Source organism: Aeromonas sp. R3-1 (genome assembly GCF_040908345.1).
GTDB lineage: Bacteria > Pseudomonadota > Gammaproteobacteria > Enterobacterales > Aeromonadaceae > Aeromonas > Aeromonas veronii.
In genome coordinates, this window is record NZ_JBFODN010000281.1 from 1 (window position 1) to 13,236 (window position 13,236).

10 protein-coding genes are annotated in these 13,236 nt (G+C 60.2%); 5 read left to right on the forward strand and 5 right to left on the reverse strand.

The genetic code is table 11. The features are described from left to right. Window positions 1-43: 43 nt before the first annotated feature. From fhuB to AB5Y85_RS20080, 5 genes are all read right to left on the reverse strand, one after another. Complete coding sequence (gene fhuB / locus AB5Y85_RS20060; RefSeq protein ID WP_257687325.1) at window positions 44-2,026, reverse strand: Fe(3+)-hydroxamate ABC transporter permease FhuB; 1,983 nt, start codon at window positions 2,024-2,026, stop codon at window positions 44-46. Beyond that, window positions 2,023-2,907 carry an ABC transporter substrate-binding protein gene (locus tag AB5Y85_RS20065; protein WP_257687336.1) on the reverse strand — a complete coding sequence of 295 codons (885 nt, stop codon included), beginning with the start codon at window positions 2,905-2,907 and terminating at the stop codon, window positions 2,023-2,025. Before AB5Y85_RS20065 ends, fhuB begins: the two co-directional genes overlap by 4 nt. Before the next feature lie 34 nt (window positions 2,908-2,941). Then, complete coding sequence (locus AB5Y85_RS20070; RefSeq protein ID WP_257687326.1) at window positions 2,942-3,706, reverse strand: ATP-binding cassette domain-containing protein; 765 nt, start codon at window positions 3,704-3,706, stop codon at window positions 2,942-2,944. A gap of 46 nt (window positions 3,707-3,752) precedes the next feature. Beyond that, the gene (locus AB5Y85_RS20075; protein ID WP_257687327.1) at window positions 3,753-5,399 is read right to left on the reverse strand and encodes a multidrug ABC transporter permease/ATP-binding protein; all 1,647 of its coding nucleotides are present in this window, start codon (window positions 5,397-5,399) and stop codon (window positions 3,753-3,755) included. A 79-nt stretch (window positions 5,400-5,478) separates the two neighbouring features. Beyond that, entirely contained in the window at window positions 5,479-7,575 is a 2,097-nt protein-coding gene (locus AB5Y85_RS20080) for a TonB-dependent siderophore receptor (RefSeq protein ID WP_257687328.1), read from the reverse strand. Between the two features lie 396 nt (window positions 7,576-7,971). Here AB5Y85_RS20080 and mioC point away from each other — a divergent pair, with 396 nt between their 5' ends. From mioC to AB5Y85_RS20105, 5 genes are all read left to right on the forward strand, one after another. Next, complete coding sequence (gene mioC, locus AB5Y85_RS20085) at window positions 7,972-8,421, forward strand: FMN-binding protein MioC (protein ID WP_033138545.1); 450 nt, start codon at window positions 7,972-7,974, stop codon at window positions 8,419-8,421. A gap of 508 nt (window positions 8,422-8,929) precedes the next feature. Next, window positions 8,930-10,819, forward strand: a complete 1,890-nt coding sequence (gene mnmG, locus AB5Y85_RS20090) for a tRNA uridine-5-carboxymethylaminomethyl(34) synthesis enzyme MnmG (RefSeq protein WP_368222045.1) — start codon at window positions 8,930-8,932, stop codon at window positions 10,817-10,819. 21 nt (window positions 10,820-10,840) lie between these two features. Further along, the gene (gene rsmG / locus AB5Y85_RS20095; RefSeq protein ID WP_041202839.1) at window positions 10,841-11,467 is read left to right on the forward strand and encodes a 16S rRNA (guanine(527)-N(7))-methyltransferase RsmG; all 627 of its coding nucleotides are present in this window, start codon (window positions 10,841-10,843) and stop codon (window positions 11,465-11,467) included. A gap of 26 nt (window positions 11,468-11,493) precedes the next feature. Continuing rightward, window positions 11,494-12,297, forward strand: a complete 804-nt coding sequence (locus AB5Y85_RS20100; RefSeq protein WP_005357226.1) for a ParA family protein — start codon at window positions 11,494-11,496, stop codon at window positions 12,295-12,297. Further along, window positions 12,294-13,202: a ParB/RepB/Spo0J family partition protein gene (locus tag AB5Y85_RS20105; RefSeq protein ID WP_257687329.1), complete on the forward strand. Its 909-nt coding sequence runs from the start codon at window positions 12,294-12,296 to the stop codon at window positions 13,200-13,202. Before AB5Y85_RS20100 ends, AB5Y85_RS20105 begins: the two co-directional genes overlap by 4 nt. The last annotated feature ends 34 nt before the right edge of the window (window positions 13,203-13,236 follow it).

The following is a 13,236-nucleotide window of genomic DNA, read 5'->3' on the forward strand; positions in this document are numbered from 1 at the left end:
GGTTCATCCCGGGCTTTTTATTGTGCGTTTTTTGTCCACCAACCTAGAGGCGACGCAGGCACCACATGAAGTAAGCGCCCCCTAACAGGGTGGAGACCAGCCCGACCGGCACCTCCTGCGGGAAGAGGATCTGCTGGCCGACCCAGTCAGCCGACACCATCAACAGGGCGCCGGAAGCGGCGGCCCCAAGCAGGTGCCAGCGTGCCCGCACCAACCCCATCAGCTTGGCCATGTGTGGCGCCAACAGACCGACGAACGAGAGCGGCCCAACCACCAGGGTGGCACTGGCGGTGAGCACGGCCACCAGCAGCAGGATGGCAAGCTGGGCGCGGTTGAGGCGAATACCGAGTGCAGTGGCTACCGCCGCCCCCATCGGCAGCAGATCGAGCCAGCGGCTCACCAGCAGGCAGGCGGCCAGCATCAACAGCGCCAGCCCCACCAACCCATAGGCCACCGGCAGGGTGACGTAATAGGTAGAACCGGACATCCAGGAGAGCAGTTGCTGCACCCGCAGGTCACCGTTGGCCAGCGCGATGGCCTGCAGCGGCTCAAACAACGCCGTGATGGCGATGCCGGAGAGCAGGATCCGCTCCGGCTGGAAGCCGTGCTTGCGATTGACCAGCACCAGCAGCAACAGGCAGCCGAAGGCACCGAGCAGGCCACCGACCAGCATCAGCGGCAGGGGCAATGCAGGCAGCAACAACGCCGTCGCTATCACCCCCATAAAGGTGCCGCCGCTCACCCCCAGCAGCTCCGGGCTCGCCATCGGGTTGTTGCTGACCCGTTGCAACAGGGTGCCCGCCAGCGCCAGTAGCACGCCAGCCGCCCCCGCCGCCACAGTGCGCGGCAGCCGCCACTCCAGCTGGGCCTGCCAGCGGAGCCAGCTTGGCCAGCTCCAGCCCGTCATTCCCTGCCCAAACAGCAGGGAGACGACCACGGCCAGCAGCAGCCCGACCAGCAACAGGCCAATAAGGCGAGCCGGAGCCAGATGGCGAGCCACCAGCAGGCCGGCGTTTGCCTTAGGCGCACCCGACTTGATGCCAAGGCGCGGGATCAGCCAGAGCAGCAGCGGCGCCCCCAGTAGAGCGGTCATGGCGCCGGTGGGGATCAGCACCGGCCAGAAGCGACTCAGACTCTGCAGCAGCAGATCGGTCGCCGCCAGCAGCAGGGCACCGAGGATCGGAGCCCACAGCAGCCGCTGGCCAAGCTGGCGGATACCGAGTAGCCGCACCATGGCGGGCGCTGCCAACCCGATAAAGCCGATCAGCCCAACCACGCTCACCACGCAAGCGGTGACAAACACCGCCAGCCCCAGTCCGGCAAAACGCAGATGCTGCAGGGAGACCCCCAGACTGCGGGCGCTGGCATCATCCAGCTCCAGCACCGCCAGCGGGCGCACCAGTACTGCGGCCAGCAAAGCGGCTGCCAGCAGGCGGGGCAACAGGTAACTCACCCCGCTCCAGCTGTTCTGCACTAGCGAGCCACTGCCCCACACCAGCAAGCCTTTCAGCTCCTCCTGAAAGAACAGCAAGAGCCCCATGCTGATGGCCGCCAGATAGAGGTTGATCACCAGCCCGGCAAAGACGATGACCACCGGATTGAGCTGGCGACGCCAGGCCAGGGCAAACACCAGTGCCATCGCAAGGCTGCCACCGGCCATGGCGATCCACTCCCGCCCCAGCAGCAACCAGGAGGGGGCAAACAGGGTCACCATCATCAACGCCAGTTGAGCGCCGGAGGCTACCCCCAAGGTGGTCGGTGACGCGAGCGGGTTGCGCAGCACCTGCTGCATCAGGGTACCCGCCAGCCCGAGCGCCGCCCCGGCCAGCAGGGTGACCGCCAAGCGGGGCAGCCAGCTGAAATGCACCACCGCTTGGCTGACATCATCCAGATTGGGGGCGAACAGGCTCTGCCACCAGAGCGCAGCGGGCAGCTGGCGAGCCAGCTCCCAATACGCGAGCAAGAGGGTCAACCCCAGCAGGATCGAGACCGGCCGCAGCAGCGGCGATGTGAGCAGTCGCTTCATCGGCTAGCCTCCATACGCTCGGCATCTTGCAACAATGCATCGCTGAGCTGACCGGCGAAACGGCGGGCGGCCAATACGCCACCAAAACTCCAGACCGCAGGCAGATGCAGCACGGGGGCTTGGCGTACCAGCGGCAGATGCTGCCACAGCCCAGGCTCCTGCAGCCGTTCGCTCACCCCGACCGGAATGGGATCGACCACCACCAGTCGCGCGGTTGGCAAGGTCATAAACTGCTCGATGCTGACCACCGAGAACCCCCAGTCATTGGTCTGCTCCTGCCAGCCATTACGCAGCCCGAGCCGCGTCATCACCGCATCGAACAGGCTGTGGCGACCAAACACCCGCACATGGCGCTCATCGATAAACTGCACCACCAGCAGGGGCGGCAGATCCGCAGGCAATCTGGCCTGCATGCTGGCGAGATCCCGATCCAGCCCGGCCAGCAGCCGTTCGCCCTCGGCGGTTTTGCCCACCATGCGGGCGAGGGTCAGGGTCACCTCGTGCAGCCGCTGCCACAGATCGGTTTGCCCATCATAGAGGGCGATGGTGCTCACCGGCGCGATGCGGGAAAGAGTTGGCGCCAGCGGGGCCGCCAGCGGCGAGATGAGGATGCGATCGGGTTTGAGCTCCGCCAGCAGCTCACGGTTGGGCTGGGTGCGCAGGCCGATATCCACCACTCCGGCAGGTAGCCGTGGCTCGCCGACCCATGCCTGATAGGGGCCTGCATCCCCAACGGCCAGCGGCGTCACCCCGAGCGCCAGCAGGGTCTCGGCGATGGTCCAGTCGACAGTGGCGACACGGGGTAGCGGTGCAGAGGCGATCGGGGATGTTTCGGCCTGCGCCGCAAGTGGCAGCAGCAGGCTGATAAGGCAGGGTGCCATCTTCTTCAATAAACGGTTCAAGAGAGCCCCCCGGTCAGACGATGGCGATGGGATGAGCATGAGCCGGGTGGCGAATGACCTCCATCGGAATGCCATAGATGGCGTGCAGAGTCTCACTGGTCATGAGCCCCTCAGGTTCGCCGTGGGTAAGCAGGCGGCCGGAGTGGAGCGCCACCAGCCGATCACAGAAGCGAGAGGCCATATTGATGTCGTGAATGACGATGATGACCCCGAGGTTGAGCTGACGGCTCAACTGCTTGACGAGCGTGAGCACCTCCACCTGATGGGCCACATCCAGCGCGGCCAGCGGCTCGTCCAGCAGGATAAAGCGGCTCTCCTGGGCCAGCAGCATCGCCAGCCAGACCCGCCCCCGCTCGCCGCCGGAGAGGGTATCCACCAGCCGATCGGCAAAGCGTTCGGTATGGGTAAGGGCGATGGCCCGCTCGACCTGACGGTGATCCTCCGCCCCCATCCGGCCCAGCAGGCCGCGCCAGGGGTAGCGGCCCATCTCCACCAGCTCCCGCCCGAGCAGATTCTCGGCGCTCGGCAAATGCTGGGGCAGATAGGCCACCTGACGGGCAAACTCCCGATTGCCCCAGTCGGGCAGCGGCTTGCCATCGAACAGGATCTCGCCGTCGCAGAGGGGTTGCTGGCGAGCCAGCAGCTTGAGCAGGGTCGATTTACCCGAACCATTGTGGCCGATGAGGCCATAGACCTGTCCCTGCTCGAAACGCAGGTCGGTGGGGTGCAGCAGCGTGCGGTCATTGACCGTGAAGCTGGCTGATTTCATCTCGAACATAAGCAATTCCTGTGCTGGCTTGCCGCCAGTCTCATCGGTACTGGCATCAAGCCGGCACCTCGCAATCTAGGTGGGCGATCGCATCGCGGCTCACTGCGGCACGGCGCGCGCCGGTCAGTTCGGTGAGTTTTCCCTGCCGCATCTCCAGCAGGCGATCTGCCAGCGGGAAGTAGTGATCGTCGTGGCTGATGGCAATCACCGTCTTGCCCATCTCCTTGAGGCGCGGCAACAGCACCTGATAGAAGATGCGGCGGAACTGGGGATCCTGATCCGCAGCCCACTCGTCAAACAGCATCACCTCGCGCTGCTCGGCCAGCGCCAGCAGCAGGGCGACCCGCTTGCGCTGCCCTTGGGAGAGATCGATATCGGCGATAAAGCCATGCTCGATGGTGAGCTTGCTGCCCATCTGCAACCGCTCCAACCACTCAGCCACCAGCTCACCCTTGGGTTCCGGCCCCAGCAGGTGCTGGAACAGGTGATAGTCGGTGAAGATGGCGGAGAAGAGCGCCAGATAGCCATTGCGATCGGTGATCGACTCACCATCCAGCAGGATCCGGCCCGATACCGGCTGGTAAAGGCCGGTCAGCAGCATGGCCAGCGTCGACTTGCCGGAGCCATTGCCGCCGATGATGAAGATCTGCTCCCCCTTTTCGATGACCAGATCGATGGGGCCAACGGCAAAACCGCCCTCCCCCTGATAGTGAAAGCTCACCTGCTCCAGCTCGATACGCTGCCAGGGTCGGATGGCGGGCGGCAGCGGGAAGTCCGCATCCGGCTCGGCCAGATTGAGGGTAGCGATCTTGTCGAACGCCACCTGAGCGGCAAGCAGGGTCGGCAGGGCGCCAATCCCCTGCAACAGCGGGGTGCGCAGGAACAGCAGGGTCAGGGCGAAGGTGGCGGCCACATTGGTGTTGGCCCAGCCAAGGCCGTTGGCCAGAAAGAAGACCAGACCGATGGCCCCCAGCATCATGATATTCGACCAGTTCACCGCGCTCAGGTGATAGGTGTCGGCGCGGATGATCTGCTGGCGGTAGTCACGGGCATTCTGCTCATAGAGCTGGTGGTAAACGAAGTGAGCCCGCTCGCGGTTGAGCGCCAGCTCCTTGCTGCCTGCGATGATGGCCTGATAGTTCTGATAGAGCCGATCTTCGGCCTGACGCATGTGGGAGAGATGGCGATAAACACGGTTCACCAGCAACCAGCCCACCACCATGGTGACGGTGACCCAGAGCGCGGTCACCCCGAGTAATGCAGGAGAGAGCCAGCCAAGATAGAGGGCAGAGCCCAGCGTGAGTACCAGCCCCTGCACCAGCTCAGGCAGGCGCACGAAGGCAATGGTGATCTGGCCGATATCGCTGGAGAGGGAGGCCAGCAGCGGCCCCTGACCAATCTGGCGGATGCGGGCGACATCGCTATCCAACAGTTGCTTGAGCAGACGGCCACGCAACCGGTAGACAAAATGGTGACCGAGAGTGGTCAGGGCCAGCTGAGATCCGAGTGTGATCACCAGCAGCAGCACAATGAGGCCGACCAGCTGACCGAGGATCGGCAGCGGATCACCTATAGATTCGATAAGATACTGATTAATAAAAGCAATAACGCCAATCCCGCTGACGGCACTGAGCAGACTGAGCAGGGTAATGGCGATAAAAGGCCAACGATATTGGCGATAAACCAGAGACAAGAGTTCCATAACGGACCGGTATTCCAGAGAGGTCAGAACAACTGCGGGTGAAAAGAAGGGCGGGAATCCGGTTCCCGCCCGACTTCGATTACCAGCGGTAGTTGATGCTGCCCACTACGCTGCGCGGCTCGCCGTAGTAGCAGTAATAGTCACAACTGGCCACGTAGGTTTCACCCAGCAGGTTGTTGACGTTGAGCTGGGCACGCCAGTTCTTGGCAAAGTCATACCCGATCATCGCATCCCAGACGGTATGGGCCGACACCTCGGCAGAGCCGTAGATGGGGGTGAAATCCGCATTCACGGCGCCAATACCCACGCTGGAACCGATATAACGTACACCGGTACCCAGCTCCAGACCCGAAGCCACCCCTTGCTGCACCTTGTAGTTGCCCCAGAAGGAGGCCTGGTGGCGAGGGATCAGGCTGGCACGGCGATCGCCACTGCCGGTGTCGTTGGTTTTGGCATCTGTGTAGGTATAAGCAGCGGTCAGACGCAGCGCATCGGTCACCTGCACGCTCCCTTCCAGCTCAATCCCCTGAGAGGTCACTTCACCCGCCTGGGTCTGCTGGCCGGAACCGGTAGAGACCAGCGAGTTGGTCTGGGCCAGATCGAACAGCGCCAGATTGATGTAACCATTGAGGAAGGCAGGCGCATACTTCACGCCGGTCTCGTAGAGCTTGCCCTTGAGCGGCTTGTACGAGTTTCGGGTGTTAGGATCGATCCCCGGCAGCACCTCGAACGACTCGGCATAGGCAAAGTAGGGAGAGAGGCCGTTGTCAGCCAGATACATCAGGCTGCCCGAGAGGGAGAGCTCGTGATCGTACTGGCGCTCGTCCTTGCTGGTATTGGTATTGTGGGTCTCCACATAGTCGAAACGGCCACCGGCAGTCAGCAACCAGCGATCGTCCCAGCGGATCTGGTGCTGGGCATAGAGGCCGCTCTGGCCCTTGCTGCTCTTCTGGTGAGTGGCGGTCGATTCGTCAAAACCGGGGAAGCCGCTGTAATCCGGGTTCATGGTATTGATGGAGCCCATACCGTAGTTGTCGGCCTCGACCCCTTCATTGACGTGACGCTGCAGATCCACCCCCAGCAGCAAGGTCTGCTCCGTGCTGTCGGTGTTCCAGTAACCCACCATCTGGTTATCCATGGTGGCACTCTTGGTATTGCCATCGCGGTAAACCAGACCACGACTGGCGGTTGTGCCTTCATAGGTCGGGAAGATATAGGTCTGGCGCAGCAGCAGATCGTTGTAGTTGAAGCGGACGTTCTGCTTGAACTCCCAGGTCTGGTTGAGCTGGTGGGCCAGCTCATAACCGGTGGAGATCTGGGTATTGCGGTTGCGATCGTAATCCGGCTGGCTCAGGTTGGTGGAGGGATCAATCTGGCCACCTGACGTATTCAGGGTGCCATAGACCGGGAAAAAGCCGTTGGTCGGGACCCCTTCGTCGTGCAGGAAGCTGGCCAGCAGGGTCAGGCTGGTACGATCCGAAAGATCGAAGGTGACGCTCGGCGCCAGATAAACCCGATCGTTGTAAGTACCGGTAAGCACCCCATCACGCTCTTTATAGAGAGCAACCATGCGGTAACGGCTGTTGTCGGAGAGCGCGTCAGAGACATCCACCCCGACCTGACGATGATCCCGGCTGCCAAGCTGCAGATCCACCTGCCCTTGCGGCGTGGTGGTCGGTCGCTTGCTGATGGCATTGATCACCCCGCCCGGAGGCGCCTCACCGTAAAGGATCGAGGCAGGCCCCTTCAGCACTTCCACACTCTCCAGACCGAACGGTTCCGGCGTCCAGACGTAGTAGCCGGTGCCAAACAACCGGTTGCCATCCAGATAAGAGGCGGCATCGAAGCCACGCACCTTGAACCAGTCGGTGTTGTTGTCGGAACCATAGAGACCGGTCAATACGCCGGAACGGTAGCGAATCGCTTCATCCAGCTGCAACACGGCGTGCTGATCCAGTTCCTCGCGATTAACTACGGAAACGGCGCGAGGGGTCTCGGCCATCGGCACTTCCACCTTCATGGCCGTACCGGTCACTACCATGGTTTCGCTGGCTTTGGGCAGTTCAGCGGTGGTTTGTTCGGCCATCAGCGGCAGGGAGACGAGCAAACCGGAGAGCGAAAGCACGCCGAAGGCGCCCTTCTTGCCGGGTCCTGTTGTGTATTTTTGCGCAATCATATTAAAGTCTCGTTTATCAATGAGTTATGTTGTTTTAATTGTTATTTGTGGTCGTTTGTCACGACATCACCCTGTTCCATGGGCGAATAAAGCAGCGCAATCCTACTACAGGAGCCGTGATCGAATCGATTCAATAATTGCTAATCATTTGCATCTACATTGTTATCTAGCTGCATCATTGGCAGGATTTCGCGGGAGATGGGAGCCATCAGGAGAGCTATGAGCGGAGAAGAAAATGGAGAGGAATATAAAGAAGCAGAAAAAATATCGACGGGATGGATCCGGTGGCATTATCTGACTGGATCCATTATCCCCAAGCTTTATCCATATTTATCCACACCCTTTGGCGGTAGAATCCGGCTTTCCGTTTCTTTGTCTGAAATCAGGATCCATTCCATGGCCAAACTCAATCTCGTCGTCGGTTCCATGCTGGGCGCCGCCGAATATGTCGCAGACCACGTCGCCAACCTGCTGGAACAGGCTGGCCACCAGACCCGGATCCACAACCCGGCCAAGCTGGCAGAGGTGCTGGATGATGCGGGATCCATCCTGCTGGTGGTCACTTCCACCCATGGTGCCGGGGATGTGCCTGACAACCTGCAACCCTTCGCCAAGGATCTTGCCGAGCAGCATCCGGATCTTAATTCATTGAAATATGGCGTGATCGCCCTTGGTGACAGCAGTTATGACACCTTTTGCCAGGGTGGCAAGACGCTGGATCGGCTGCTGGCCGAGTGCGGAGCCAGCCGGATTGGCGAGCGGCTCGACATTGATGTGACCCAACACGAGATCCCCGAAGATGCCGCAGAAGTGTGGATCCGCGACTGGATGACGATGATCGCCTGATCAGCGTACGGGAGATCCTGAAAAAAAGCTTGATCTCCCCACTTATCCCCAGATCGACTATCCACCATGTTATTAACAGATTGATCCGGGGGAGTTGTTCTACAAGGTTACCCACAACGCCCAGGGGTAATGTGCATAACTATGGTGTAAAGCTCTGCAAAACCTATAGTTATCCATGTATTAGATCCAGACCGACAGACCTCTGTGTATAAAAGTCCTGGTTATCCCCTCGTTCACCGGGCCTGGATCCAAGCTTTTCCACAAGCTAGGATCGTCCTTAAATTAATGATCTTTATGATCAAAAAGTGCTTATCAACAGAAAGGGCGGATCCTAATAAGAGATCCAGTAAAAGATCGATCTAAAGATCCTTAAGATCTAATTAGTGGATCCTCCCTTCATACTGAACGTTAAGTAGACGTTCCCCTCAGGACGCGAAACAGATAGAATGTTCCGCCCTTTAGCCCAGGCAAATAAAGATCTTCAGGCGTGCAGATCAAGGTGATCCCAATGCAATACCATGAACAATTTGATGTGATCGTCGTCGGTGGCGGTCATGCCGGAACCGAAGCAGCAACAGCGGCAGCCCGTATGGGCATGAACACCCTGTTGCTGACCCACAATATCGATACGCTGGGACACATGTCCTGTAATCCGGCGATCGGCGGGATCGGCAAGGGACACCTGGTCAGGGAAGTTGACGCACTCGGCGGGATCATGGCGCGTGCCATTGATCTTGGCGGGATCCAGTTCCGCACCCTCAACTCCTCCAAGGGCCCGGCAGTGCGAGCCACTCGTGCCCAGGCGGATCGCCTGCTCTATAAGGCCGTCGTTCGCCAGATGCTGGAGAACTACCCGAACCTGAAGATCTTCCAGCAGGCCTGTGACGATCTGATCATGGACGGGGATCGTGTTGCCGGTGTGGTCACCCAGAGCGGGATCCGCATCAGCGGCAAGACTGTGGTGCTGACGGTCGGTACCTTCCTGAATGGTTTGATCCACATCGGGATGGAGAACTACAAGGGCGGCCGTGCCGGGGATCCGCCCTCGATCGCCCTGGCCCAGCGCCTGCGTGAACTGCCACTGCGCATCGATCGTCTCAAGACGGGCACCCCGCCGCGCATCGATGCTCGCAGCGTCGATTTCTCCGTCATGCAGGAGCAGCACGGCGACGATCCGCGTCCGGTCTTCTCGTTTATCGGCAATGCCAGTCAGCATCCCCGTCAGGTGCCTTGCTACGTCACCCACACCAACGAGCGTACCCATGAGGTGATCCGCAATAACCTGGATCGCAGCCCCATGTACGCCGGGGTGATCGAGGGGATCGGTCCGCGCTACTGCCCGTCGATCGAAGACAAGATCACCCGTTTCGCCGACAAGACGGCGCACCAGATCTTCGTCGAGCCGGAAGGCCTGACCACCCACGAACTCTATCCGAACGGGATATCCACCAGCCTGCCGTTTGACGTGCAGGTGCAGATCGTCCGTTCTGTGCGCGGCTTCGAGAACGCCCACATCACCCGCCCCGGCTATGCCATCGAGTACGATTTCTTCGATCCGCGGGATCTCAAGGCCAACATGGAGAGCAAGTGCATTCCAAACCTGTTCTTCGCTGGCCAGATCAACGGCACGACCGGTTACGAAGAGGCGGCGGCACAAGGCCTGATGGCTGGTCTGAACGCGGCCTTGCGTGCCCAGGACAAGGATCCCTGGAACCCGCGTCGGGATCAGGCCTACATGGGCGTGATGATGGATGATCTCTCCACCCTGGGGACCCGCGAGCCTTACCGCATGTTCACCAGTCGCGCTGAATATCGCCTGCTGCTGAGGGAAGACAACGCCGATATCCGCCTGACTGCCATCGGTCGCGAACTGGGTCTGGTGGATGACGAGCGCTGGAGCAAATTCAACGCCAAGATGGAACAGGTCGAGCTGGAGCGTCAGCGCATGCGTTCAACCTGGATCCACCCGCAACATCCGTCACTGGAGGCAGTCAACGCCCTGGTCAACACGCCGCTGACCCGCGAACAGAGTCTGGAAGAGCTGCTGCGTCGCCCAGAGGTGACCTATGATGCGCTGATGGCCATCGAAGGTGTCGGCCCTTCCGTGACTGATCCTGCCGCGGCCGAACAGGTTGAGATCCAGATCAAGTACGCCGGTTACATCGAGCGTCAGCATGATGAAGTGGAAAAGCAGCTGCGCAACGAGAACACCCTGCTGCCGCCGGATCTGGACTATCGCGAGGTGAACGGCCTCTCCAACGAGGTGAAAGCCAAGCTGAACGATGCCAAACCGCAGACCATTGGTCAGGCTTCCCGCATCTCCGGCATCACCCCGGCGGCCATCTCCATTCTGCTGGTGCATCTGAAAAAACACGGCCTGCTGCGTAAAACCGCCTGAGGATTCTTACCGTTGGAAAATATGCTGGAAAGATTGAACGGCCTGCTCATGCAGGCCGGAATTGTTATCACCGATACCCAAAAGAGCCAACTGGTGCAGTTGGTCGAGTTGCTGCACAAGTGGAACAAGGCTTACAATCTCACCTCGGTGCGAGATCCGGACGCCATGCTGGTCAAGCATATCCTCGATAGCCTGGTGGTAAGCCCCCACTTGCACGGTGAGCGCTTCATCGACGTGGGGACAGGTCCCGGCCTGCCGGGATTGCCGCTGGCGATCATCAATCCGGACAAGCAGTTCGTCCTGCTCGACAGTCTGGGCAAGCGGATCAACTTCATCCGCCAGGTGATCCAGGAGCTGGGTCTGACCAATGTGACGCCGGTCAAATCCCGGGTTGAAGAGTATCAACCTGAGGTGGGATTTGATGGTGTACTGAGTCGGGCATTTGCCTCGCTGGAGGACATGCTGAGCTGGTGTCACCACCTGCCGTCAGAACAGGGCTGCTTCCTGGCACTCAAGGGACAATATCCCGAACAGGAGCTGGCCCAGTTGCCTGCCAATATCCGTCTGGTAGCCTGTCATGAGTTGCGGGTGCCTGAGCTGGAAGGCGAACGTCATCTGCTGGAATTCAAACATATCCAGCCCGAATAGGGTCGCAGTTTCATTTAGGGGATCGTGTGGGAAAAGTCATCGCCATAGCCAACCAGAAGGGTGGAGTGGGTAAAACCACCACCTGTGTGAATCTGGCCGCCTCCATGGCTGCCACCCGGCGCAAGGTGCTGGTGATCGATCTGGATCCGCAGGGCAATGCCACCATGGGCAGCGGTGTCGACAAGTATGACGTCGAGCGCACCGCCTATGAGTTGCTGATCGAGGATGCCCCCATCAGCGAAGTGATCATCCCCGAAACTACCGGGGGTTATCACCTGATCGCCGCCAATGCCGACGTGACAGCGGCCGAAATCCGTCTGATGGAATTTTTCGCCCGCGAAATCCGCCTGCGCAATGCGCTGGCCTCGGTGCGGGACAAATACGACTACGTCTTCATCGACTGCCCGCCCTCTCTCAACATGCTGACCGTGAACGCCATGGCCGCCGCCGACTCCGTGCTGGTGCCCATGCAGTGCGAATATTACGCGCTGGAGGGGCTCACCGCCCTGGTCGACACCATCAGCAAGCTGGCCGCCGTGGTCAATCCGGAGCTCAAGATCGAAGGGGTGCTGCGCACCATGTTTGATCACCGCAACCGGCTGGCCAATGATGTGTCCGATCAGCTAAAACAGCACTTTGGCGACAAGGTCTACCGCACCATCATTCCCCGCAACGTTAGACTGGCTGAAGCCCCGAGTTTCGGTGCACCGGCCATGCACTATGACAAATCATCGGTGGGCGCCAAGGCCTACCTGGCACTGGCTGGCGAGATCCTGCGCCGCCAGGAGCAGGAACGTCAGGCGACCATCGCAGACCGAGAGAGCATATGACTCCGAAAAAACGTGGACTGGGCAAGGGGCTGGATGCCCTGCTCAGTACCAGCACGGCTGCCCGTCAGAAACAGGTGATGAGCGATCAACTTACTGAAGAGGCCATGGCCCCCACCAATCAGGGCGAGCTGCGCAAGCTGCCGGTGGAGTGGTTGCAGTCCGGCAAGTACCAGCCCCGCAAGGACATGTCCCAGGATGCACTGGAAGAGCTTGCCAACTCCATCCGCGCCCAGGGGGTGATCCAGCCCATCGTGGTACGCCCTCTCGGCGAACAGTCCTTCGAAATCATCGCTGGTGAGCGGCGCTGGCGCGCGTCCCAGCTGGCACGGCTCGAGGTGGTGCCCTGCATCGTCAAGGATGTACCCGACGAGGCTGCCGTCGCCATCGCGCTGATAGAGAATATTCAGCGGGAAGACCTCAATGCCATCGAAGAGGCGGTCGCTCTACAAAGACTGCTGACCGAATTTGAACTCACCCACCAGCAGGTGGCCGAGGCGGTGGGCAAGTCCCGCACCACGGTGACCAACCTGTTGCGTCTCAACCAGCTCAACGACGACGTGAAGCGTTTCGTCGAGCATGGCGACCTCGACATGGGCCATGCCCGTGCCCTGCTGGCCCTGAGCGGCCAGGCCCAGTCTGAACTGGCCAAGCTAGTTGCCCAGAAAGGGCTGACCGTACGCGATACCGAGAAGCTGGTGCAAAAAGCGCTCGAACCAGCAAAAGCCAGGGTCGAACCGGCCCGTGATCCGCAGATCGGCTACCTGGAGCGCCAACTGGCAGAAAAAATTGGCAATCAGGTGCAACTTCAGCCTGGCAAGCGGGATAGCGGGAAGTTAGTAATAAGTTACGAGAATTTGTCCGATTTGGACCGTATATTGGGCTATTTTGGCGTGTCGGAATCGTGATTTTTACGCTTTTTGTAGTAATAAAACATCCATT

What these genes read in the sequence shown, in the direction of transcription:
- AB5Y85_RS20080 (WP_257687328.1), bottom strand. Translation starts at nt 7,575, where the DNA reads ATGATTGCGCAAAAATACACAACAGGACCCGGCAAGAAGGGCGCCTTC.
- AB5Y85_RS20105 (WP_257687329.1), top strand. Translation starts at nt 12,294, where the DNA reads ATGACTCCGAAAAAACGTGGACTGGGCAAGGGGCTGGATGCCCTGCTC.
- rsmG (WP_041202839.1), top strand. Translation starts at nt 10,841, where the DNA reads ATGCTGGAAAGATTGAACGGCCTGCTCATGCAGGCCGGAATTGTTATC.
- mnmG (WP_368222045.1), top strand. Translation starts at nt 8,930, where the DNA reads ATGCAATACCATGAACAATTTGATGTGATCGTCGTCGGTGGCGGTCAT.
- mioC (WP_033138545.1), top strand. Translation starts at nt 7,972, where the DNA reads ATGGCCAAACTCAATCTCGTCGTCGGTTCCATGCTGGGCGCCGCCGAA.
- AB5Y85_RS20070 (WP_257687326.1), bottom strand. Translation starts at nt 3,706, where the DNA reads ATGTTCGAGATGAAATCAGCCAGCTTCACGGTCAATGACCGCACGCTG.
- AB5Y85_RS20065 (WP_257687336.1), bottom strand. Translation starts at nt 2,907, where the DNA reads ATGGCACCCTGCCTTATCAGCCTGCTGCTGCCACTTGCGGCGCAGGCC.
- AB5Y85_RS20075 (WP_257687327.1), bottom strand. Translation starts at nt 5,399, where the DNA reads ATGGAACTCTTGTCTCTGGTTTATCGCCAATATCGTTGGCCTTTTATC.
- fhuB (WP_257687325.1), bottom strand. Translation starts at nt 2,026, where the DNA reads ATGAAGCGACTGCTCACATCGCCGCTGCTGCGGCCGGTCTCGATCCTG.